Here is a 21,976-nt window from a genome sequence, read left to right as displayed (position 1 = left end):
CCGTGCTTCTGGATCCATCGCTGCCGCAATTCTGGTCTGACCTGTTCCAGGTGCTGCTCATCGGCACCGGGCAGACCCTCTACATGGTCGGCGTCTCGCTGCTCATCACCATCATCGTGGGCCTGCCGCTGGGCATCGTGCTCGTCGGCACCGAACCCGGCGGCCTGTTCGAGAGCCCGTTCGGCTCCCGCCGGCTCGGCCGGGTGGTCAACCGGGTGCTCGATTTCGTCGTCAACCTCGGTCGCAGCGTGCCGTTCATCATCCTGATGGTGGCCCTGATCCCGTTCACCAGGCTGGTGGTGGGCACCTTCATCGGGCCCACCGCCGCCATCGTGCCGCTGGCCGTTGTGGCCATCCCGTTCTTCGCCCGCATGGTGGAGATCGCGATCAAGGAGGTCGACACCGGTCTGATCGAGGCCGCGGAGTCGCTCGGTGCGACCCGCTGGCAGATCGTGTCCAAGGTCCTCGTGCCCGAGGCGCTCTCGCCGATGATCCTGGGCCTGTCGACCACGGTGACCTCCATCATCAACTTCTCGGCCATGGTCGGCACCGTCGCCGGCGGCGGCTTGGGCGACGTGGCCGTGCGCTACGGCTACCAGCGCTACAGCACCATCCACATGATCGCCGTGATCATCGTGATCTTCGTGATCGTCATGGTGCTGCAGGGGCTGGCGACGATGCTGGCCAAGCGATTCGCGCACAGGTCCCGGCCGACTCGCGCGGAGAAGACCGTGCCGGCCCTGCGTGCCAGCGCCGTCACCGGCGCGTAACCCCGACCCCACCCGACCGCGCCGCGTCAGCATGACGGCGTGGCCACCACCACCCACGAGAAGAGCCCTCCCATGCAGTTCACCTCCCGCGGAACGCGCCTTGCCGGTGCCGCCGTCACCCTCTCCGCCCTGTTCGCCCTCACCGCCTGCGCGGGAACGACCGACGAGCCCGCCACGACCGGAGCCGGCGACGACCTCGGCACGATCACGGTGGGCGCCCTGGCCACCCCGGCCGGCGACATCCTCAAGTTCGTGCAGGACAACCTGGCCGCCGACGCCGGGCTGGACATCACCTTCCAGGACTTCACCGACTACAACACCCCCAACGTGGCCCTGTCCGACGGTTCGATCGACGCGAACCTGTTCCAGAACGCCACCTTCCTGAAGACCTACAACGAGCAGGCCGGCGGCAGCCTGGTGAGCGTCGGCGAGATCTACCTGCCCAGCGCCGCGTTCTACAGCAACACCGTGGACTCCCTCGACGGCCTCAAGGACGGCGCCACCATCGCCATCCCCAACGACCCGACCAACGAGGGCCGCGCGCTCAAGATCCTCGCCGCCGAGGGCCTGATCGAGACGACGGATGAGCCCACCTCACTCGCCGACATCACCGACAACCCCAACAAGTACGAGTTCCGCGAGATCGAGAACGCCACCCTGCCGCAGGCCGTGCAGGATGTCGACGTGGCGTTCGTCACCATCTCGTTCGCTCTGCCGGCCGGCCTCTCCGCCGACCAGGCGATCCTGATCGAGGGCTCGGACAGCCCGTACTTCAACGTGCTGGCCACCACGCCAGAGCTGGAGAACGACCCGCGCATCGTCAAGCTCACGGAGCTGCTGCTCTCAGACGAGACGCAGGCCTACATGGAGGAGACCTGGGGCGGACTGGTCATCCCCGCCGTCTGACCCTGACGGCCCGGCGCACGCACGCCCCGTCACTGCCGGCCGCTACGGCCTCAGTGGCGGGGCTTCGTCGTGACAGCGTCGAGGTCGAGCTCGAAGGCCGTCGCGTTCTCGTAGGGACCGTAGCTGCCGATCTCGGCGAATCCCAACCGACGGTACAGCGCCAGCGCCTCCGGCTGGGCGTGCCCGGTTTCAAGCCGCACCGTCTGATAACCGAGCTGGCGGGCGAGGCCGGCCAGTTCGCGCAGCATCCGGCTGGCGTAGCCCTGGCGGCGGTAGTCCGGGTTCGTCCACATGCGCTTGATCTCCACGACGGTGTCGTCGATGCGCCGGATGCCGCCGCCCGCGACCGTCGTGCCGTCGTCCAGGAGCACCACGAACGCTCCGGTCGGCGCCTCGAACTCGCCGGCGTCGACATCCAGCACCGACTCGCCGGCGCCGTGCCCGTAGCGGGCGTCGTACTCCTGGCGCAGGCCGGTGAGCAGGGGGGCAACCTCGGGGGCGGTCAGTGCGACCTGTACGTAATCCACTGGGCCAAGTCTGCCCTAACCGGCCCGACCGAACAATTCTGCGGGGCGCAAGTACACTCGATACGTGTCCGTGAATCCAGCAATCCAGGGTCGGGTCTTTCCCGCCGTGCCGCCGTATCTGGTCGGCCGGGAGAAGGTGCGCGAGTTCTCGCGTGCAGTCTTCGCGACCAACCCGATCAATTTCGACCCCGACGCCGCCCGTGCCGCGGGGCACAGCGACATCGTCGCGCCGCCGACATTCGCCGTGGTGGTGCAGGAGGCGACCCTCGCCCAGCTGCTCGCCGAGCCCGACGCCGGCATCGACTTCACCCGGGTGGTGCACGGCGACCAGCGGTTCAGCTACAGTCGCCCGATCGTGGCAGGTGACGAACTCACCGCAACGCTGCGCGTCGCCAGCGTGAAGAGCCTGGGCGGCCACTCGATGGTCACCGCGGAGTCGACAATCGTCGATGCCACCGGCGCCCACGTGGTCACCGCCACCTCCACCCTCGTCGTCAGGGGAGACGAATGACCACCAGCGCACCCGTCACGCCCAGCCTCGAGAGCCTCACCGTGGGCGACATCGTCGCCGAGAGCAGCTTCCCACTGACCAGGGACTCCCTCGTGCGCTACGCGGGTGCCTCTGGCGACTTCAACCCCATCCACTACCGCGACGACGTAGCCCACGCGGTGGGGCTGCCCGGCGTGCTCGCGCACGGCATGCTCACCATGGGCCTGGCTATCCAACCCGTCGTCGACTGGGTCGGCGACTCGGCCCGGGTTCTGGACTACCAGGTGCGCTTCACCCGGCCGGTGCCGGTGGACCCCGACCTCGGCGCCGTGGTGACCGTGGTCGCCAAGGTGGGCGCGCTCGACGCGGATGCCGGCGTGGCGCGGATCGACCTCACCGTGACCTTCAACTCCGTCACCGTTCTCGGCAAGGCGCAGGCGCGCGTCTCGCTGGTCTAGGCGACCATGACCGACCCTGTAGCCGCGCCTGTTCCGGTGCCCGTGACCCTGGCCGACCTGACGACACTGCGGGTCGGCGGTGCCCCCGCGCACCTCGTCGCGCCGGCCGATGAGGCCGGCTTGATCCAGACGGCCCTGGATGCCTGGGGCTCCGACGAACCGTGGGTGCTGCTCGGCGGTGGCTCGAACACCGTCGCGGCCGACGCCGGCTTCGACGGCACCGTCATCCGCGTGTGCACCCGGGGTGTGGAGGTGCTCGCCCCGGCGGCCGAGACCGGCGCCGATGCGGAAACCGACGCGGATGTCGACGGGCGCCCGGTGCGCATCCGTGTGCAGGCCGGCGAACCGTGGGACGACCTCGTCGCCCTCACGGTGGCCAACGGCTGGGCCGGCATCGAGGCGCTCTCCGGTATTCCGGGGACCAGCGGTGCGGCCCCGGTGCAGAACATCGGCGCCTACGGCCAGGAACTGGCCAACAGCCTGGCCGCCATAGACTTCCTCGACTTCGAGTCCGGCGAGGTGGAGCGGCTCAGCGCCGCCGAACTCGGCCTCGGCTACCGCACCTCGGTGCTCAAGCAGGGCCGCCGCGGAGTGGTGCTCGCCATCGAACTCGAGCTGCGCGACATGTCGGCACAGGCCGCCGTGCTCGGCAGCGCCCTGAGTCAGCCGGTGACCTACCCGCAGCTGGCCAATGCCCTCGGGGTACAGCTGGGCGACCGGGTGCCGCTGGCCGAACTGCGCCAGAGCGTGCTCGGCCTCCGGGCCGGCAAGGGCATGGTGCTCGACGCCGCCGACTCCGACACCTACAGCGCCGGGTCGTTCTTCACCAACCCGATCGTCACCGAAAGCTTCGCCCGCACCCTGCCCGACGAGGCCCCGCGCTGGAAGCAGGCCGAGATCGAGCTGCCCGACCGGGTGATCCCGCTCGACGAGTACGCCGGTGTAGGGCCGATGCCGGGCGTCGAGGTTCTGCGCACGGTGAAGCTCAGCGCCGCCTGGCTGATCGAGAACTCCGGCATCCACCGTGGCTTCCGGCTGCCCGGCTCCGGCGCGGCGATCTCGAGCAAGCACTCCCTGGCCATCACCAACACCGGCACCGCCTCCGCCGACGAGATCGGCCAGCTCGCCCGGTTCGTACAGCAGCGCGTGCAGGCCGACTTCGGCGTCATCCTGCACCCTGAACCCGTCTTCGTGGGCTTCTCGCTGCTCTAGCCGCGGCGCCGCGAGTTGCGCGAAAAACCCCTTCGGAGGCATCCAGAGGGGATTCTGCGGCAAGTCGGTGAGAACCCCTTGCGTGACTTGCGGGAAAAGTCCCTTTGGAAGCATCGCAATGGGCGTTTTGCGGCATGTCGGCGCTGGGGAGCGTGGGCGGGATAATTCGGCTGGCTGGCAGGCGGCACCAGGGCGAGCGGATGCGTCAGAGCAGGCGCAGCTCCATCGCCAGGGTGACCGCCCGGGTGCGGTCGCCCACGCCCAGCTTCTCGAACACGTGCAGCAGGTGCGTCTTCACCGTGGCCTCGCCGATGAACAGCGACCTGGCGATCTGCGGGTTGCTCTCGCCGGCCGCCACCAGACGCAGCACCTGCAGCTCGCGGGCCGACAGCCGAGGCGCCGGCACGGCATCCGCCCGCACCCGCTGCACCAGCCTGGCGGCGATCACGGGCGCGAGCACGGTCTGGCCGCCGTATACCGAGCGCACACCCTCGATGATCTCCGCCTGCGGGGCCGCCTTGAGCAGGTAACCGCTGGCGCCGGCGGCGATCGCGCCGAGGATCTGGTCGTCGGACTCGTACGTGGTGAGGATCAGCACCCGGGTGGCCGGGTTCTGCGCCAGAATCTGCGCGGTGGCTGCGGCGCCGTCCAGGTGCGGCATCCGAAGGTCCATCAGCACCAGGTCGGGCCGCAACTCGCCGGCCAGACGCACCGCCATGGCTCCATCGGCGGCCTCGCCGACCACCTCGATGTCGTCGGCGCCGCCGAGCAGGCCCACAATGCCGCCGCGCACGATCGGATGGTCGTCGGCGACCAGCACCCGGATCATCCGCGCCCGCCGGTGCTGGGCGCCGTCACCAACAGAGGCAGGGTCACCCGCAGCACCGTGCCGGAGCCGTTCGCCGAGTCGGTCACCTCGAGCCGGCCGCCCACCAGGCCGACCCTGTCGCGCATACCCGTCAGCCCGAAGCCGTGCTCGGACTCCGGGCGGTAAGCGCCCAGGCCCCGGCCGTTGTCGGTGACGGTGAGGGCGACCTCCTGGGGTGTGCGAGCGATGGCGATGCGGGCGGCGCCGGCGCCGGAGTGTTTGCGCACATTGGCGAGGCCCTCCTGGCCGCAGCGCAGCAGGACCACCTCGAGGGCGCGGTCCAGCGGGGGCAATTCGGTCCCGGGGTCAGCGCCCGCCGCGTCGAGGCCGGTGAGTTCGACGGTCACCTGGATCCCGGTCTCCCTCTCGAAGCGTTCCGCGAGCCGGGTCACGGTGTGAGCGAGGTCGCCGTCGGCGGCGCGCACCGGCGACATCGACGCCACCAGGGCACGGGCCTCGGTGAGGGCGTCGCGCCCGGTCGACTCGATCAGGTCGAGACTGTCGGCAACGGCCGACGTGTCGCCGGGAACGGCGGCGAGCTCGGAGCGGGTGCGCTGGGTGAGCATCACCAGGCTGGTGAGGCTCTGCGCGATGGTGTCGTGGATCTCGCGGGCCAACCGCTCACGCTCGGCCGCGCTGCCGGCATCCCGCTGCGCCGCCGCCAGCTCGTCCTGGGCCAGGGTGAGTTCCTCCACCAACCGGCGCTGGTAGGCGCCGGCATCGGCGATGCGGCTGATCCAGGTGCCCATCGCCAGCGCGAAGACGAACGAGATTCCTTCGATGGCGGCGGCCTGAACGGCCGCGCCCGGGGTGCTCCCCATGCCGACCCACATGCCCAGACCGACCGACACCGACAGCAGGGCGCTCAAGACGACGGCGCCGGAGAACGACGTAGACAGGGCCCAGAGAATCGGAAAAGCCAGCGTCTGCGCGGTGGCCAGGCTGGGGTCGAACGCTGTGGCCGCGCCGCAGGACACGATGAGGGTGATCTGGAAGAGCCGGGCCGAGGCGGGGAATGCCGCGTAGTCGAATCCAGAGTCACCGGCGCTTGCCGACGGGTTCGAAGAACGGAGCATCCGCCGACCCAAGCCCAGATAGGCCAGGCCGATCGCCGCGAGCGAAAGGAGCCCGCCGGCGCGTTCCCCCACGCTTACCCAGGAATGGTCGATGGTGATCACGGTCAGAACGGTGAGGGAGCCGGCCACGATCAGGTCCCACCACCGCCTGGCATTCATGCGCTAAGCATCCCATGCCCACGGGGCATCAGGAGTCCTTGCGGATCCAACGGAAGGTGAGCCGACTGCCGACGAGCCCCACCACCAGCCAGATCAGCAGCGCGATCGCCACCAGGCCCAACTCCCAGGCGCCGTTCTGCTCCTGGGCGGCGAAGCTGTCCGGCAGGAACACCGCACGCATGCCCTGCGCCATCCACTTGAGTGGGAACAGGCTGGCGACGTTCTGCATCCAGTCCGGCAGGGCGTTGAACTGCAGGTACACGCCGGAGATGAACTGCAGCACCAGCACGATGGGGATCACCACGGCCGACGCACTGCGGCCCGACCGTGGCAGTGCCGAGAGGGCGATGCCCAGGAACGCGCAGGTGATCACGCCCAGCAGGAACACCCAGATGAAGGTGAGCCACTTCTCCGGCTCGGTGGGCAGGGCGATGTCGAAGGCGAACCGGGCCACGATCAGCAGCAGAACGGCCTGCAGGATGCCCGTGACGAGCACCTGGCCGATCTTGCCGATGAAGTAGCTCAGCGGCGACAGCGGGGTGCCGCCGAGCCGTTTGAGGGTGCCGTCGCCCTTCTCGCCGGCGATGTCGATCGCGAGGTTCTGCAGGCCGGAGAGCAGCATGCCCGCGGCCAGCATGCCGGGCAGGTAATACGCGCCGACGCTGATGCCGCCGGAGCCGTCCGGGTTGGTGCCGATGTTGCCCTGGGCGCTGAACGCCGCGGTGAAGATGCCCAGCATGATGAACGGGAACAGGAACGTGAAGAAGACGGTGTCGGTGGAGCGGAAGTACAGCTTGATCTCGAAGCCGATGCGGGCCAGGCCCAGGCTGAACAGCCCGTGCCGAGTAGTGCGGTGACCGGCCGGTTGGGGCAACTGTGGGGTCGGTTGCGGGGTCAGGGTCGCGCTCATGCGAGTACCTCCGTGCTTGCGGTGTCACTGGTGCTGCCGGCCGCGTGACCGCGCACCAGGCCCAGGTAGATGTCTTCGAGGCTGGGTCGGATGACCTGCAGTTCGGCGGGTTCGCCGCCGAGGTCCCTGGCCAGCTGGGCGACCAGGCCGGCGGGGGTCTCGGTGCGCGCCTCCCGCTGCACCCCGTCGGCGTCCCGCCAGCGCACCATCGGGATGCGGGCGGCGGGGCCGCCGAGTTCGCCGATCGTGCCGATGTCGATGAGCCTGCCGCCCACGATGATGCCGGCGCGGTCGCTGAGCTCCGCCGCCTCGTCGAGGTTGTGGGTGGTCAGCAGAATGGTGGTGCCCTCACCCTTGAGGGTGCGGATGAGATCCCAGAACTGGTGCCGGGCCTCGGGGTCGAATCCGGTGGTCGGTTCGTCCAGGAAAAGCAGTTCCGGCCGGCCGATGATGCCGAGCGCAACATCCACCCGTCGTTGCTGACCGCCGGAGAGCCGGTGGATGCGGGTCTTCGCCTTCTCCTCAAGCCCGACCGCGGCGAGGACCTCCTCCACCGGTCGGGGGTTGGGGTACAGGCTCGCGAAGTGCCGCAGCTGCTCGAGCACTGTGGCGTTGCCGCTCTCACCGCTGGATTGCAGGACGATGCCGATGCGGGCCTTCCAGTCCAGACCGGCGTGCTGCGGGTCAACGCCCAGGACCGTGACGTCGCCCTCTGAACGGTCGCGGTAGCCCTCAAGGATTTCGATGGTGCTGCTCTTGCCGGCCCCGTTGGGTCCGAGCAGCGCAAAGGTCTCGCCGGGGCGGATGTCGAAGCTGATGTCGTTGACGGCATCGAACGCGCCGTACGACTTACTCAGCCGCGAGACGCGCACTGCCGGAGGTGAAGTAGTCATGTACCCACAATCGTCCCAGTGCCGATTCTGGGCAACACCCTCCCGACCGACCTGCCTATCCACCACCCGGTGGATGCCAAAGGTCGATAGGGTTCGGGGAACAAACCGGGGGAGAAACACCATGAACGACGCCAATGGAGCCAACACGCACCAGGAGCCCGCGGGAGCGGAGGGGGACCCGGCAGTGGCCGGCGCTCCGGTGAGCGGCGCGCCAGAGAAACGTCGCAGCGCGTTGCGGCCGTGGCTGTGGCTGCCGGTGGCGGGCTTCGCGGTGCTGTCCATCACGGGTGCGGTGGTCAGCGGTTTCCTGGTCGGCGGCAGCGTGGTCGACGGGGTGAACGCGGGCCGGGCCGGAGTGCTCGCGGTGCCGACGGAGGCCGCCACCGACGTCGCGGAGCCGACCGACGCACCGACGCCCGCGTCAACCTCCGGCGCCGATCTGGCCGGGCAGGAGGGCACCGTATCCCTCGACGACCAGGTCGACCTCGGGGGCACCTTCCCGGCGTGGGGATACCCGATCCTGGACGGCTGGGGGGTCACCGTGTTCGACGAGCAAGGCATCAACCAGTCCGAGAATTCGGAGCTCGGCTGCCAATTGACGTCATCCCAGAACGTGCAGAGCGCCTACGACGCCGGCGCGACGGACGATCTGACCGACACTCTCGCAACCGTGGATGCGCTTGAGCAGCAGCTGCTGTCGGCCGGAAACGACGCCACACTGGTCGGCGAACTCGGATTCACCGACTTCGGCATCAACCTGCCCGGCGCCGCGGAGCGCATCGAGTTCCTCACCACCCGTATCGACTACGTGGATCCTGAAGCGGGCGTGAGTTACACGAACGAGATCGCGGCCAGGGCGATGCCGCTGTCGGAATCGTTCATGTACATCGTGGTGCGGTGCCCGACCTCGCTGGTCGACGCCGGCGGCAGCCCGTTCGAGGAGCTGCGGGCCGGTCTCGCCGTCATCATCGACGGGCCGGGGAAAGTCGGTCCGGAGTGAGCCGGGCCTAGGAGAACAGCTTCTGCAGGCGCTGGACACCCTCCAAGAGAGCGTCGTCACCGAGAGCGTAGGACAGCCGCAGGAAGCCGCTGGGGCCGAAGGCCTCACCGGGAACCGCGGCCACCTCGGCTTGATCCAGAATCAGGTCGGCCAGCTCGAGCGAGGAGGTGGGGGTGACCCCGCCCCAGCTGCGGCCGAGCAGTCCGGTCACGTCGGGGTAGACGTAGAACGCGCCCTGCGGGGTGGGCGTGCGGATGCCCGGGATCTTGTTGAGCTCGGCGACGATGAGCTTGCGCCGACGGTCGAACGCAACCCGCATGGCCTCTGCGTCGTCCTGCGGGCCGTTCAGCGCGGCGATACCGGCGCGCTGGGAGATGTTCGACACGTTCGAGGAGAGATGTGACTGGAGGTTGGCCGCGGCGGTGATCGCATCCTGGGGCCCGACCATCCAGCCCAACCGCCAGCCGGTCATGGCGTAAGTCTTGGCGACGCCGTTGACCAGGATGGTGCGGTCGGCCAGCGCCGGGACGACCTCGACGATCGAGACCGCTTTGACACCGTCATAGGTGAGGTTCTGGTAGATCTCATCACTGATGACCCAGAGCCCGTGCTCTTGGGCCCATTCGCCGATGGCGCGGGTCTGCTCCTCGGAGTAGACGGCGCCGGTGGGGTTGGACGGCGAGACGAACAGAAGCACCTTGGTGTTGTCGGTGCGGGCAGCCTCGAGCTGCTCCACGGTGACGAGGTAGCCCTGGTCGCTGCCGGCGAACACATCAACGGGAACGCCGCCGGCCAGGCGGATCGCCTCGGGGTAGGTGGTCCAGTACGGAGTGGGCAGAAGCACCTCGTCGCCCGGATCGAGCAGGGTGGCGAAGGCCTGGTAGACGGCCTGCTTTCCACCGTTGGTCACGAGGACCCGGGACGGGGGCACCGCCAGGCCGCTGTCCCGCAGGGTCTTCGCGGCGATGGCCTCGCGCAGGTCCGGCAGACCGGCCGCCGGGGTGTACCGGTGGTTGCGGGGGTCGGACACGGCGGCCAGTGCGGCCTCGACGATGTGCGGCGGGGTGGGGAAATCGGGCTCGCCCGCAGCGAAGCTGATCACCGGCCGGCCGGCCGCCTGCAGCGCCTTGGCCTTGCCGTCGACCTTGAGGGTCGCGGACTCCGCGATGGAGCCGATTCTGGTGGAAATCCGTTTGATGTCGTGTGCCACGGTACGAGCATACGGGGCGGTCGTGTTCGAGGAACAGAGGGGCTGGCTTTACAGGGCTCTCGCCGTGACCTAGACTTGGTCCGGTAGTTGAAATCTGCCAAGCTTTTTTGCGCCTATTTTGGTCGTTTGAAGCTGGACGGTTTCGCTTCATAGGGTGGTGGCTCAATTGGTAGAGCAGCGGTCTCCAAAACCGCAGGTTGCAGGTTCGAGTCCTGTCCGCCCTGCAAGTCGGTGGTCTTTCCGCCGGCCCACGAAAGGTGTAACAGGTGGCCCGAAAAGTTATCGACGAACCCAGCGAGGAAATCGTCGCCAACGCCAAAGTGGCCCGCGAAACCAAGCGCGGACCATTCGCTCGGGTGTCCCTGTTTATCAAGCAGGTCCTGGCCGAACTTCGCAAGGTCGTCACCCCGACCCGCAAGGAACTGCTCAGCTACACCGGAGTGGTTCTGATTTTCGTCGTGATCATGATGGCGCTGGTATCGGCACTCGACTGGGTGTTCGCGCTCGTCGTCACGTACGTATTCGGCACTCCCAGTTGACCGGTGCCGCGAGAGCGGCATCCAGACTGATCATGCACGTGGATCGGTGAGCCAGCACCACAGCTGTGAACAACACTGTGCGGCCTCACGCCCACGCAATAGAAGAAGGATTGATATTTAGTGACTGAGACCAATCGCGACGACGTCGACTGGGCCACCGCCGCCGAGCAGTCTGCCAACGACGATGAGGCGCAGGAGGGCAACACCCTCGCCGCCGACGAAACGTCCGTCGAAGCCGCCGAGCAGGTCGCCCTGCACGTCGAAGACGAGAACGCCGACATCGAAGTCGATCTCGACGCCGCCCTGGACGCTCTCACCGAGTCGACCGACCCCGAAGCCGACGCCATCGTCGAGGACGCCCTCGACATCGACAACGCCGACGAGGCCGAGGCCGCCGTCGAAGCCGTCGAAGACGAAGAAGAGGTCGACGCCGAAGACGAAGACCCCTACGAGGCCTTCCGCAAGGAACTGCGTTTCCAGCCCGGCAAGTGGTTCGTCATCCACTCCTACGCCGGTTTCGAACGCCGCGTGAAGTCGAACATCGAGAACCGCAAGCAGTCGATGGCCATGGAAGATTACATCTACCAGGTCGAGGTCCCGATGGAAGACGTCGTCGAGATCAAGAACGGCCAGCGCAAGATGGTCACCCGTGTTCGCATCCCCGGCTACGTGCTGGTGCGCATGGATCTCAACGAAGACAGCTGGTCCGTCGTGCGTCACACCCCCGGCGTCACCGGCTTCGTGGGCAACGCGCACAACCCCACCCCGCTGCGTTTCGAAGAGGCCTTCGGCATGCTCAAGGGCCTCGTTGAGATCAAGGATGTTCCGGCCACCAAGTCCGGTGCTCCCGGCAAGGCCGCGCAGCGCGTTCTGCCCGCCGAGATCGACTACGAAATCGGCGAGACCATCACGATCAAGGAAGGCTCGTTCGCGGGCCTGCCCGGTTCGATCAGCGAGATCAAGCCCGAGAGCGGCAAGCTCATCGTGCTCGTATCGCTCTTCGAGCGTGAGACCCCGGTCGAGCTCAGCTTCGACCAGGTCACCAAGCTTTAGGCTCCGCCGGCCTCCAGCCAGCAGAGCCCTGAACCACCGGGGCCCATCCGGGCCACCGGGAGAGCGACCTTCGCGGCTGCTCGAACATCAATAACGAAGGAAGAACAATGGCACCGAAGAAGAAGGTTACTGGTCTGATCAAGCTTCAGATCAAGGCCGGCGCCGCCAACCCCGCACCGCCCATCGGGCCGGCGCTGGGACAGCACGGCGTCAACATCATGGAATTCTGCAAGGCATACAACGCCCAGACGGAATCCCAGCGCGGCAACGTCATCCCGGTTGAGATCACCGTTTACGACGACCGTTCGTTCACGTTCATCCTGAAGACCCCGCCCGCAGCGGAGCTCATCAAGAAGGCCGCCGGAGTTGCCAAGGGCAGCGGAACGCCGCACACCGTCAAGGTTGCCAAGCTCACCAAGGCGCAGGTTCGCGAAATCGCCGAGGCCAAGATGGTTGACCTCAACGCCAACGACCTCGACGCTGCGTCGAAGATCATCGCCGGAACCGCTCGCTCCATGGGCATCACGGTCGAGGGCTAATACCCCTTCGTTCGATTCGTCGAACACCAGCCGACGGGCATGATCGATCTCGATCTGCCGACAGGCACCAAGTGGAAGAGCCAGCCAGGCTCACGAAAACCACGCTCTCAGCACATGCATCTACAGGAGATTCAAATGGCACAGAAGTCAAAGGCCTACCGCGCTGCGGTCGAGAAGATCGAAGCCGATAAGTTCTACACCCCCACCGAAGCCGTCACCCTCGCCCGCGAGACCGGTTCCGTCAAGTTCAACTCCACCGTTGAGGTCGCGCTCAAGCTCGGCGTCGACCCCCGCAAGGCAGACCAGATGGTCCGCGGCACCGTGATTCTTCCTCACGGCACCGGCAAGACCGCCCGCGTCATTGTCTTCGCAACGGGCCCCGCGGCCGACGCAGCCATCGCTGCCGGCGCCGACGAGGTCGGTGGCGACGAGCTCATCGAGAAGGTGGCCGCCGGCTACACCTCGTTCGACTCTGCAGTCTCGACCCCCGAGCTCATGGGCAAGGTCGGTCGTCTCGGAAAGGTCCTGGGCCCGCGCGGCCTCATGCCCAACCCGAAGACCGGAACCGTGACGCCCGACGTGGCCAAGGCCGTGAACGACATCAAGGGTGGAAAGATCGCCTTCCGCGTCGACAAGCACTCCAACGTGCACTTCGTCGTGGGCAAGGCTTCCTTCTCCGCCGACCAGCTCAACGAGAACATCGGTGCCGCACTCGAGGAGATCGTTCGCCTCAAGCCGAGCTCTTCCAAGGGCCGCTACATCATGAAGGGCGCCGTGTCGACCACGTTCGGCCCCGGCATCCCGCTCGATGTGAACAGCATCTAAGGATTCCTTCGTGAAGGAAGGGCCCGTCGAAAGACGGGCCCTTTTTCGCGCCCTGATGACCTCGCTACCCCCAGTACGAGGCGACCGATCCTGATTTTCCGCCGTATCCCTCTTTTAGGGGCCGCGGTGTGTAAAGCTCGACGTGCGGCGGGGTGTGCCTCTGCCCAGGGGGAGGAATCCGTGGCGTCAACAGGCGGTGAAACGGTTTACCTGACCCTGCGCGCCCGCATCCTGTCAGGCCAGTTGAGCGCCAACACCATGCTGAGAGAACAGGCTCTGGCCGAGGAACTCGGAGTCAGCCGGACCCCGGTGCGAGAAGCTCTCCGCCGACTGGACGAGGCCGGGCTGGTGACCTTTGTGCCCAATCGTGGTGCCACGGTCGTGGCCTGGAGCGTCGAGGAGGTCCGCGAGACGTACATGGTGCGGGCCGGACTCGAGAGCCGCGCCGCCGGGCTGGCGGCCAGCCGCATCACGGCGGAGGAACTGGACAGGCTCGCCGCGCTGATCGACGCCATGGAACCCGTGTTGACAGCGGATGACGACGCCGGCCTCGCCGCGCTGAGCAGCCTCAACGCCGAATTCCACCACATCGTGGTTGCGGCCTCTCGCAGCCACCAACTGATGACCCTCACCTCGTCCGTCGCCAGGGTGCCGCTGATGGCGGCCGCCTTCCGCCGGCGCGGCGCCGAGTACCGCGCGCGCAGCAACCACCAGCATCGCGACATCCTCACCGCGCTGCGCACCGGAGACGCGATCTGGGCCGAGGTGGCGATGCGGGGGCATATCCTCGGAGCCCGCAACGCCGTCTCGGGCACCGAGGGCTGATCTGGTCGGCGCCGCCTGGCCGGCACCGTCCAGCCGGCACCGTCGGGTCAGCGGCCGATCGGCCGTGGCCCTGATGAGCGGTCGGCGAGAATCCGCTGACTGTGCGGGTGACGGGGGTCGATGAGCAACTCGGGGACCGAAGCGTGCTCGACGATGGTGTCGTTGCTCATGACCGCGACGCGGTCGCACCTGGCGATGATCTCAGCTCTGGGCGATGCCACGATGAGAGTGAAATCAAGTTGCTTTTGGAGCGCATGCAGAGAGTCGAGGAAGCTCTCCTCATCGGCCGTGTCGAGGCCCTCGGTCGGATTGTCGGCGATGAGAAGCTGTGGCTCGCGAACGAGGGCACCGGCGAGCAGCACCCGCTGGCTGATCAGCGCCGAGACCTGATGCGGGTACGCCCACAACACGGCCTCGACGTTGTCGACGCCGACGGCGGTGAGAAGCGCGGCGGCGGCGGAGCGGGCGCGGGATCGGGAGTGTCCCGCGCGTCCGGCTAGGATCCCGGCGAGTTGGTGGCCGATGCGGACGTCGGGGTCCAGACGATCCGCTGCCGGTGCCGGGAGAAACCCGATCTGCTGCCCGCGCAGGTGCCGGAACTCCCCTTCCGCGAGGCCGACGAGTTCGGTGCCGTCGAAGAGGATCGACCCGGACCGGATCGGACTGTCGAGCGGGAGCAGACCCGCGATGGCGTGGCACAGCGACGAGGTGGCGTCACTGCCGCCGCCGACGACCGCCAGCGCCTGACCGCGCGTCGCAGTGAGGCTGATGCCGTGCAGCGCGTCTCGAGGCTCCTGCGCCGAACCGTCGTGCAGGCAGAGGTTCCTGATATCGAGGAGGTCGGTCGAACGAAACGTCGTGGAAGGCAGGGCCGGTTTGACCTGACGGGAGTCCGCCAGAAGCGCGGCGGCGAGTCCGCCGGGCGTGGGCCGGGTCTGCCGCGGGGCCGCGGGGCCGAGTACGGCCGAAGCGACCGTGACGCCGGTCATGATCACTCCGACTACGCACAATAGGCAGGCGCCGAGCACGAACGGGAGGCTCTCAGCGGGCAACAACGGCAGCATGGTCGCGAGGGACGGTGTGGTGAACACGGCCTGGACCGTCAGCGCGCTGGCGTAGAGCACCAGGAACTCGACGAGCAGGACGGCCAGGATGGTGGGCAGCGTACGACGGAACACCCGGCGGATGACCGGTGCGGTGGTGGGAAGGCCACGGCTGCGGGCGGTCTGCACGTGTCCCTCGATCGCGGCCACCCGAGTCGCAGCGCGCACCGACGCCGTGATGGCCGTGGCGGCCCCCAACACGATCACGGTGGCGGGCAGCAGCACGGAGCTCAGCGCGCTCGCGCCGGCACGAGCCGCCGGACCGTCCTCCAGCACCGGCATGAGTTCGGCCTGGACGGCGAACCAGAAGACCAGAACGAGTGCCAGCCAGGCCAGGCAGACACCGATACCGGCCCCCACCAGCGACCGCAGCCTCGGGTCGATCCAACCGCTGCGACGGGCGGCCACCAGGCCCCCGCCCAGGCCCAGCAGGCCGGAGAGGATCGGTGCGGCCAGCGTGCCGGCGGTCGCGAGGGGGAGCCGGTCCGAGAGCGGATGCAGCAGCACGCCGTCGGCGCCACTGAGCCGCGCCGCCACCAGCACGCCGGCGCCGGCCAGGCAGGCCAGGATCAGCAACCCCAACCGTATGGGCCCTGCAACTGTGCGCATGAGTGCTCGGATCTGCTTGGTGCGGCCACATCACCGCCTTGCGGAGTATTCGCATCGGACTTGAGCTAACTGTATGCAACAAAGACGTCTGTGGGCGCCATCTGTTCCCATGTCGCCCCGTTTGGCTGGTTGATCGATGCAACATGTATGCAACCTTTGTGGCGCACGGCGGCGTCACGGTCAGGAAACAAACCGGCAACACCGGACGGTTAGCATCCAGACATGGTTGACCTCTTCAGTGGCTATGGCGCTACCTCCGCACCGCCCCGTGAGCGAGGGCAGACGTCGGCCTGGGACGAAATGTTCCCTGACCCGTCATCGCTCGCCCCCTCGGAGGCGCGGGCCGCCTACAAGGACGTGTACAGCGCTCTGGCCCGGATGACCCAGGAAGAGTTGCGGGGCCGTACGGACGCGCTGGCCAGCTCCTACCTGGCGCAGGGCGTGACCTTCGACTTCGCCGGCGAGGAACGTCCTTTCCCGCTCGACGCTGTGCCCCGGGTGATCGAGCAGCAGGAGTGGGTGACCGTCGAGGCCGGCATCAAACAGCGGGTCCTCGCACTGGAGGCCTTCCTCGCCGACATCTACGGCCCCCAGGCCGCCGTGCGCGACGGTGTCATCCCGGCCGGCCTGATCACCTCGTCCACACACTTCCACCGTCAGGCAGCCGGAATCGTCTCGGCGAACAACGTGCGCATCCAGGTGTCCGGGATTGACCTCATCCGCGACGAGATCGGGGCCTGGCGGGTGCTCGAAGATAACGTGCGGGTGCCCAGCGGGGTCAGCTACGTCATCTCCAACCGCCGCGTGATGGCCCAGACCCTGCCCGAGCTGTTCGTCTCGATGCGGGTGCGCCCGGTGGGCGACTACCCCAACAAGCTGCTGCAGGCCCTGCGCGCCTCGGCCCCGGCCGGCGTCGACGACCCGAACATCGTGGTGCTCACCCCCGGCGTCTTCAATTCGGCCTACTTCGAGCACACTCTGCTCGCCCGGCTGATGGGCGTGGAGCTGGTGGAGGGTCGCGACCTGTTCTGCTCGGGCGGCCGGGTGTGGATGCGCACCACGGCCGGACCCACCCGGGTCGACGTGATCTACCGCCGGGTCGACGACGAGTTCCTGGACCCGCTGCAGTTCCGCGCCGACTCGCAACTGGGATCACCGGGCATCCTGATGGCCGCGCGGCTGGGCAATGTGACCATCGCCAACGCCGTGGGCAACGGGGTCGCCGACGACAAGCTCGTCTACACCTACCTGCCCGAGCTGATCAAGTACTACCTCGGCGAAGACGCGATCATCCCCAACGTCGACACCTGGCGGCTCGAAGACCCCCTCGCGCTCGAGGAGGTACTCGACAGGCTCGATGAGCTGGTCGTCAAGCCCGTCGACGGCTCCGGCGGCAAGGGCCTCGTGGTCGGCCCCGCCGCGTCGAAGGCCGAGTTGGAGACCCTGCGGAAGCAGTTGCTCCTGGACCCGCGCGGCTGGATCGCCCAACCCGTGGTGCAGTTGTCCACCATCCCGACCCTCGTCGACGACGGCATGCGGCCCCGGCACGCGGACTTGCGGCCGTTCGCGGTGAACGACGGGACGGACGTCTGGGTGTTGCCTGGCGGCCTCACCCGGGTGGCTCTACCCGAGGGTGAGCTCGTCGTTAACTCCAGCCAGGGCGGCGGTTCCAAGGACACCTGGGTGATCGGTCTCGAGCCCGATTTCCACAGCATGGGGTCGGCCCGGAACATCCAGGGCCTCGTCAACGACCAGGCCGCGAATACCCAGTCGATCTCCATCATCCCGCCCAGGGTCGCCGACCACTCCCCGCAGGACGCCCCGCCGGGCGGCGACCAGGACCAGGAACAACAGCAACAGCAACAGCGCACAGCGACCGCGGTCACGACCGCAGACGGGACCCTCGAATGCTGAGCCGCATCGCCGAGAGCCTGTTCTGGATCGGCCGTTACATCGAACGCAGCGACGGCACCGCGCGCATCCTGGATGTGCACCTGCAGCTGCTGCTGGAAGACCCGTGGATCGAAGAGAACCTGGCCTGCCGGTCACTGCTGCACCTGATGGGCAGCCCGGTGCCCCCGGACCGTGACCTCACCCGCAAGGATGTGCTGGCGACCCTGGCGGCCGACCGCACCAATCCGGCGTCGATCGCGTATTCGCTCGGTGCCGCCAGAGAGAACGCCCGCCGGGCCAGGGAGATCGTCTCCACCGAGCTCTGGGAATGCCTGAACACCACCTACACGAAGATGCCGAAGAACATCGCGAGCGCCAAGACCCACGACTTCTTCGGCTGGGTGCGCGAACGCGCGGCCCTGGCCGTCGGCATCGTCGAGTCCAGCGCCAGCCGGGACGACGCCTGGCACTTCTTCACCCTGGGCCGCAGCCTCGAGCAGGCCGACATGACCGCGCGGCTGCTGGCCACCCGGTCACTGACCGAGAACAGCGGACCGTCCTGGACCACGATCCTTCGCTCCTGCGGGGCATACGAGTCGTATCTGCGCACCTATCGTGGCGTGCCGTCAGCGCGGAACGCCGCCGAGTTCCTGCTGCTGGACCGGCTCTTTCCTCGGTCGATCGTGTTCTCGATTTCCCGGGCCGAGCAGTGCCTGCAGGAACTCGAACCCCGCACAGACCGGCTGGGCGTCTCCGAATCGTCGCAGCGGGTGCTCGGCCAGATCCGCAGCCAGCTGGAATACCGACCGATCATGGAGATCCTGAACGACCTGCCGGGGCACATGGACATGGTGCTGGACGCCACCAGCACCGCGTCGGAGTCGATCGGGCACCGGTACTTCCCGACCAGCGCGGTGCCGACCTGGACCGGAGAAGCCTCGTGAAGCGCCTACGGATTCGCCACACCACCGGCTACAGGTATCAGGGCGAAGTAGCCACCTCCTACAACGAGGCCAGGATGCTGCCGGTCACCTCCCCCGACCAGTTCGTGCTGTATTCCAACCTGGACATCAGCCCGGTCTCGAGCAACCACAACTACGTGGACTACTGGGGTACCAGGGTGTCGTCGTTCGAGGTGCTCACCCCGCACGCCGAACTCACCCTCACGGCCAACAGCCTCGTGGAGGTGTCGCCGCGGGAGCACGCGCTGCATCCGATGCCCTGGGCGGACCTGGCGGCGTTGGTGGCCCGCTCGACGGCTTCGGTCGAACAGTCCTGGCAGACCTCGCTCACCGAACCGCCGGCGGACGTGGTGGCCACAGCCGCCGAGATCGCCGGTCGGCTGGACCCGTGTGACGCTGCGCTGGCGATCTGCCGGTTCGTGGGGGAGAACATGGCCTACGTGCAGGGTGTCACCGGGGTCAAGACCAACGCCCGTGAGGCCTGGGCCGACAGGCGCGGCGTCTGTCAGGACATCACCCACGTGGCGCTGGGCGCGCTGCGGTCGGTGGGGATCCCGGCCCGCTACGTGTCCGGCTACCTTCACCCCAGGCCGGAGGCCCTGATCGGTGAGACCGTCACCGGCGAATCCCACGCCTGGGTGGAGTGGTTCTGCGGCGAGTGGCGCGGCTACGACCCCACCAACCTGATCGACATCGGTGACCGGCACGTGGGTGTGGGTCGCGGCCGCGACTACAACGACATCGCCCCCTTGCGCGGGGTGTACGCGGGGTCGAGCGGGTCGCAGCTGTTCGTGAAGGTGGAGATCACCCGGGAGTCGTAGCCGGGCGCTGGCGCGGACCGCCTCGCTGCATAGACTGGTAGTTGCAAGCGCGGTGTACTTGCGTCGTGTAGTCGGAGTCGGGTCGGGTCGAAAGAGCATGGAGCAGCACGAATGAGCATCGAAGACGACGCCGTCGAGGTTCGGGCGCAGGGTTGGCGCACCCTGGCCGCCCTGCATGGCCGCATCGAAGCCGTGCTGGAGCGGGCCCTGCAGGCCGGCTTCGACCTGTCGGTGGTCGAGTTCACCGTGCTGGACGCCCTCAGTCGCCAGCACGGCTGGCACATGCGGATGCAGCAGCTCGCCAGGGCCGCCGCCCTCTCGAGCAGCGCGACGACCCGCCTGGTGAACCGGCTGGAAGACCGGGCGCTGCTCACCCGCATCCTCTGCGCCGACGACCGCCGCGGCATCTACACCGAGCTCACCGAGGCCGGTGAGGCACTGCTGGCCCGCGCCCGGCCGGTCTACGACGAGGCCCTGGCTGGCGCCCTTGCCGCCGCCGAAGAGGAACCTGAACTCGGCCCCCTGGTCGACGCCCTGCACCGCCTGCCCGACCTGGCCCGCGCCGCCGTCTGAATCCGCCCGCATCCGTGCGCATCCGCCCGCACGGACGCTCGCGACTTGCCGCACAATTCTCCATCCGGCGCTCCCCAGGCGCACATTGCGGCACGTCGGCACACTCTGTCTCAGGCGGGGGCGTGCGCCTCGAGGAACTGATACACCTCGGTGGGGTCGACGCCGGGGAAGGTGCCCGTCGGCAGGGCGGCTAGCAGGCTGGTGGGGGTGCGGGCGACCGGCCAGGCCTGGCCCTCCCAGCGGTCGGAGAGTTCGTCGGGCGCCCGGCGGCAGCAGGATTCGTCGGGGCAGCGCGACACGGCCCGGTTCGGGGTCTCCCTGCCGCGGAACCAGTTGACGTGGGCGAACGGCACGCCGACGCTGACGGAGTAGTCGCCCTCCTTGGCCTTCTCGATGCGGGAGGTGCACCAGAAGGTGCCGGCCGGGGTGTCGGTGTACTGGTACCAAGGGCTGAACCGGTCCGGCACGTCGAAGACCGTGCGCGCCGTCCAACTGCGGCACACCGTGCTGCCCTCCACGGCGCCGAGCGCGTCGCTGGGGAACTGCACGTCGTCGTTCTCGTACGCCTTGATGATGGTGCCGGACTCGTGCACCTTCATGAAGTGCACCGGGATGCCCAACCGCGCGGTGGCGAGGTTGGTGAACCGATGCGCGGCGGTCTCGTAGGACACCGAGAAGGCATCCCGCAGGTCTTCGAGCGAGATACGCCGGGCCGCCTTGGCGTCGTTCAGCAGTCGCAGGGTGTCGGTCTCCGGCAGCAGGATGGCGGCGGTCAAGTAATTGGTCGCCACCCGCTGTCGCAGAAAATCGGCGTAATTTCCCGGTTCGACGTGCCCGCAGAGGTGGCTGGCGAAGGCCTGCAGGATCGGTGAGCGGCTGTCACGGGACGCGGCCTGCTCGGTGGGCAGATAAATTCGGCCGTTGCGCTTGTCGGTGACGGACCGGGTGGAGTGCGGCAGGTCGCCGACGTAGTGCAGCGAGAAGCCGAGGTGTGCGGCCATGTCGGCCACGACCTGATGCGAGACGGGGCCGCCGGAGTGCCCGACGGCCGTGAGGAGCTCGAGCGCTTGCGCCTCGAGTTCGGGGAAGTAATTGTCGCGGGCGCGCATTTCGGCGCGCAGTTGGGCGTTGGCCCGCCGCGCCTCTTCCGGGGTGGCCGCGCGTTCCCGGTGCAACCGTTCGATCTCGTTGTGCAGGGTGAGGATGGTCTGCAGGGTCTCGTCGGGCTGGCCGGGGCCGACCCGGAGCCGGGGCAGCCCGAGCGCCGTGAACACCGGCCCACGCTGGGCGCGTTCGACAGCGATCTCCAACGCCGCCCGGGGAGTGGGCGCATCCGTCCGCAGTAGTTCGTCGACGGTGGTGTTCAGGGCCGCGGCGATCAGGCGCAGCATCGACAGGCGCGGTTCCCGTTTGCCGTTTTCGATCATCGAGATCTGCGAGGGCGCCCGGTCCACCGCCGCGGCGAGTGTATCGAGGGTGAGGCCGAGTCGGTGCCTGCGGTCCCGGATGCGCCGGCCCAGGGTGAGCGCGTCGAGGCCGCCCTCGCCCGGCTCGGCGTCGCCCGGTGCGGGGGACCCGGCGGCTGACGGGCTCGGTGCTGGCGCTAGGGGCGGGAGAGCTGGATCGACGGTGACCATGTGCTCATGCTCACATGCGGCGATTGTTCACACAACCGGAAGAACAGGATTTCTTCTTCGGATTGGGCCCGGGGTGCGGTCGATGGCGCGCAGCAGAGTGGGTGCACGCACCAGTTCC

The 21,976-nt window shown here is 68.1% G+C and carries 23 protein-coding genes and 1 tRNA gene; 16 read left to right on the top strand and 8 right to left on the bottom strand.

Annotation, left to right across the window (positions count from 1 at the left end; genetic code table 11):
• Positions 1 to 2 precede the first annotated feature (2 nt).
• Both E3T19_RS06430 and E3T19_RS06425 read left to right on the top strand, forming a co-directional pair.
• On the top strand, positions 3 to 770 hold the full coding sequence (locus E3T19_RS06430) for a methionine ABC transporter permease (RefSeq protein ID WP_255416763.1): 768 nt from the start codon (positions 3 to 5) through the stop codon (positions 768 to 770).
• Between the two features lie 39 nt (positions 771 to 809).
• Entirely contained in the window at positions 810 to 1,676 is an 867-nt protein-coding gene (locus E3T19_RS06425; RefSeq protein WP_241980046.1) for a MetQ/NlpA family ABC transporter substrate-binding protein, read from the top strand.
• Between the two features lie 50 nt (positions 1,677 to 1,726).
• Here the strand turns inward: E3T19_RS06425 and E3T19_RS06420 are convergent, their stop codons facing one another.
• Positions 1,727 to 2,203, bottom strand: a complete 477-nt coding sequence (locus E3T19_RS06420; RefSeq protein WP_088455005.1) for a GNAT family N-acetyltransferase — start codon at positions 2,201 to 2,203, stop codon at positions 1,727 to 1,729.
• A gap of 64 nt (positions 2,204 to 2,267) precedes the next feature.
• On the opposite strand from E3T19_RS06420, the gene E3T19_RS06415 reads away from it, so the two are divergent.
• The 3 genes from E3T19_RS06415 to E3T19_RS06405 are packed head-to-tail and all read left to right on the top strand — an operon-like array spanning position 2,268 to position 4,363.
• Positions 2,268 to 2,714, top strand: coding sequence for a MaoC family dehydratase N-terminal domain-containing protein (locus tag E3T19_RS06415; RefSeq protein ID WP_088455006.1), 447 nt, complete (start codon positions 2,268 to 2,270; stop codon positions 2,712 to 2,714).
• Positions 2,711 to 3,151 (top strand): MaoC family dehydratase, encoded by a 441-nt coding sequence (locus tag E3T19_RS06410; protein WP_088455007.1) that lies wholly within the window; start codon positions 2,711 to 2,713, stop codon positions 3,149 to 3,151. Before E3T19_RS06415 ends, E3T19_RS06410 begins: the two co-directional genes overlap by 4 nt.
• Positions 3,152 to 3,157: 6 nt before the next feature.
• Positions 3,158 to 4,363 (top strand): UDP-N-acetylmuramate dehydrogenase, encoded by a 1,206-nt coding sequence (locus E3T19_RS06405; protein WP_134408374.1) that lies wholly within the window; start codon positions 3,158 to 3,160, stop codon positions 4,361 to 4,363.
• Positions 4,364 to 4,568: 205 nt separating this feature from the next.
• Here the strand turns inward: E3T19_RS06405 and E3T19_RS06400 are convergent, their stop codons facing one another.
• From E3T19_RS06400 to E3T19_RS06385, 4 genes are read right to left on the bottom strand one after another with little or no spacing between them, the layout of a single operon-like run.
• The gene (locus tag E3T19_RS06400; RefSeq protein WP_134408373.1) at positions 4,569 to 5,192 is read right to left on the bottom strand and encodes a response regulator transcription factor; all 624 of its coding nucleotides are present in this window, start codon (positions 5,190 to 5,192) and stop codon (positions 4,569 to 4,571) included.
• Positions 5,189 to 6,466, bottom strand: coding sequence for a sensor histidine kinase (locus tag E3T19_RS06395; protein WP_134408372.1), 1,278 nt, complete (start codon positions 6,464 to 6,466; stop codon positions 5,189 to 5,191). The genes E3T19_RS06400 and E3T19_RS06395 overlap by 4 nt, the downstream gene beginning before the upstream one ends.
• A 28-nt stretch (positions 6,467 to 6,494) precedes the next feature.
• Entirely contained in the window at positions 6,495 to 7,376 is an 882-nt protein-coding gene (locus E3T19_RS06390; RefSeq protein ID WP_088455011.1) for an ABC transporter permease, read from the bottom strand.
• On the bottom strand, positions 7,373 to 8,269 hold the full coding sequence (locus E3T19_RS06385; RefSeq protein WP_103460540.1) for an ABC transporter ATP-binding protein: 897 nt from the start codon (positions 8,267 to 8,269) through the stop codon (positions 7,373 to 7,375). The genes E3T19_RS06390 and E3T19_RS06385 overlap by 4 nt, the downstream gene beginning before the upstream one ends.
• A gap of 121 nt (positions 8,270 to 8,390) precedes the next feature.
• Between E3T19_RS06385 and E3T19_RS06380 the strand changes: the two genes are divergently transcribed.
• Positions 8,391 to 9,269: a hypothetical protein gene (locus E3T19_RS06380; protein WP_134408371.1), complete on the top strand. Its 879-nt coding sequence runs from the start codon at positions 8,391 to 8,393 to the stop codon at positions 9,267 to 9,269.
• Between the two features lie 7 nt (positions 9,270 to 9,276).
• On the opposite strand, the gene E3T19_RS06375 is transcribed toward E3T19_RS06380, so the two are convergent.
• Entirely contained in the window at positions 9,277 to 10,479 is a 1,203-nt protein-coding gene (locus tag E3T19_RS06375; RefSeq protein WP_088455014.1) for a pyridoxal phosphate-dependent aminotransferase, read from the bottom strand.
• 151 nt (positions 10,480 to 10,630) lie between these two features.
• Between E3T19_RS06375 and E3T19_RS06370 the strand changes: the two genes are divergently transcribed.
• The 6 genes from E3T19_RS06370 to E3T19_RS06345 all read left to right on the top strand — a co-directional run bounded on the left by E3T19_RS06370 (position 10,631) and on the right by E3T19_RS06345 (position 14,260).
• Positions 10,631 to 10,703 (top strand) — tRNA-Trp (locus E3T19_RS06370).
• Between the two features lie 42 nt (positions 10,704 to 10,745).
• A complete protein-coding gene (secE, locus tag E3T19_RS06365) occupies positions 10,746 to 11,018 on the top strand; it encodes a preprotein translocase subunit SecE (RefSeq protein WP_088455015.1) in 273 nt (90 codons plus the stop codon).
• Between the two features lie 120 nt (positions 11,019 to 11,138).
• Entirely contained in the window at positions 11,139 to 12,071 is a 933-nt protein-coding gene (gene nusG / locus E3T19_RS06360; protein ID WP_088455016.1) for a transcription termination/antitermination protein NusG, read from the top strand.
• 107 nt (positions 12,072 to 12,178) lie between these two features.
• The gene (gene rplK / locus E3T19_RS06355; RefSeq protein WP_066592266.1) at positions 12,179 to 12,610 is read left to right on the top strand and encodes a 50S ribosomal protein L11; all 432 of its coding nucleotides are present in this window, start codon (positions 12,179 to 12,181) and stop codon (positions 12,608 to 12,610) included.
• A gap of 135 nt (positions 12,611 to 12,745) precedes the next feature.
• Entirely contained in the window at positions 12,746 to 13,435 is a 690-nt protein-coding gene (rplA, locus tag E3T19_RS06350; protein WP_088455017.1) for a 50S ribosomal protein L1, read from the top strand.
• Between the two features lie 180 nt (positions 13,436 to 13,615).
• Positions 13,616 to 14,260 carry a GntR family transcriptional regulator gene (locus E3T19_RS06345; RefSeq protein WP_133159693.1) on the top strand — a complete coding sequence of 215 codons (645 nt, stop codon included), beginning with the start codon at positions 13,616 to 13,618 and terminating at the stop codon, positions 14,258 to 14,260.
• A gap of 47 nt (positions 14,261 to 14,307) precedes the next feature.
• Here E3T19_RS06345 and E3T19_RS06340 read toward each other — a convergent pair whose 3' ends face one another.
• Positions 14,308 to 15,972 carry an ATP-binding cassette domain-containing protein gene (locus tag E3T19_RS06340; protein WP_134408370.1) on the bottom strand — a complete coding sequence of 555 codons (1,665 nt, stop codon included), beginning with the start codon at positions 15,970 to 15,972 and terminating at the stop codon, positions 14,308 to 14,310.
• A 222-nt stretch (positions 15,973 to 16,194) separates the two neighbouring features.
• Here E3T19_RS06340 and E3T19_RS06335 point away from each other — a divergent pair, with 222 nt between their 5' ends.
• The 4 genes from E3T19_RS06335 (at position 16,195) to E3T19_RS06320 (ending at position 20,221) form a co-directional block, all read left to right on the top strand.
• Entirely contained in the window at positions 16,195 to 17,886 is a 1,692-nt protein-coding gene (locus tag E3T19_RS06335) for a circularly permuted type 2 ATP-grasp protein (RefSeq protein ID WP_134408369.1), read from the top strand.
• A complete protein-coding gene (locus E3T19_RS06330; RefSeq protein WP_088455021.1) occupies positions 17,880 to 18,809 on the top strand; it encodes an alpha-E domain-containing protein in 930 nt (309 codons plus the stop codon). Before E3T19_RS06335 ends, E3T19_RS06330 begins: the two co-directional genes overlap by 7 nt.
• On the top strand, positions 18,806 to 19,648 hold the full coding sequence (locus E3T19_RS06325; protein ID WP_088455022.1) for a transglutaminase family protein: 843 nt from the start codon (positions 18,806 to 18,808) through the stop codon (positions 19,646 to 19,648). The genes E3T19_RS06330 and E3T19_RS06325 overlap by 4 nt, the downstream gene beginning before the upstream one ends.
• Before the next feature lie 111 nt (positions 19,649 to 19,759).
• Positions 19,760 to 20,221, top strand: a complete 462-nt coding sequence (locus tag E3T19_RS06320) for a MarR family winged helix-turn-helix transcriptional regulator (RefSeq protein ID WP_088455023.1) — start codon at positions 19,760 to 19,762, stop codon at positions 20,219 to 20,221.
• Between the two features lie 110 nt (positions 20,222 to 20,331).
• Here the strand turns inward: E3T19_RS06320 and E3T19_RS06315 are convergent, their stop codons facing one another.
• On the bottom strand, positions 20,332 to 21,858 hold the full coding sequence (locus E3T19_RS06315; RefSeq protein ID WP_134408368.1) for a helix-turn-helix transcriptional regulator: 1,527 nt from the start codon (positions 21,856 to 21,858) through the stop codon (positions 20,332 to 20,334).
• Positions 21,859 to 21,976 lie beyond the last annotated feature (118 nt).

Origin of the sequence: Cryobacterium sp. TMT4-31 (assembly GCF_004403385.1) — a bacterium.
Classification (GTDB): Bacteria; Actinomycetota; Actinomycetes; order Actinomycetales; family Microbacteriaceae; genus Cryobacterium; species Cryobacterium zongtaii.
Note: the sequence above shows the minus strand (reverse complement) of the source record. Positions and strands in the feature narration are given on the sequence as shown.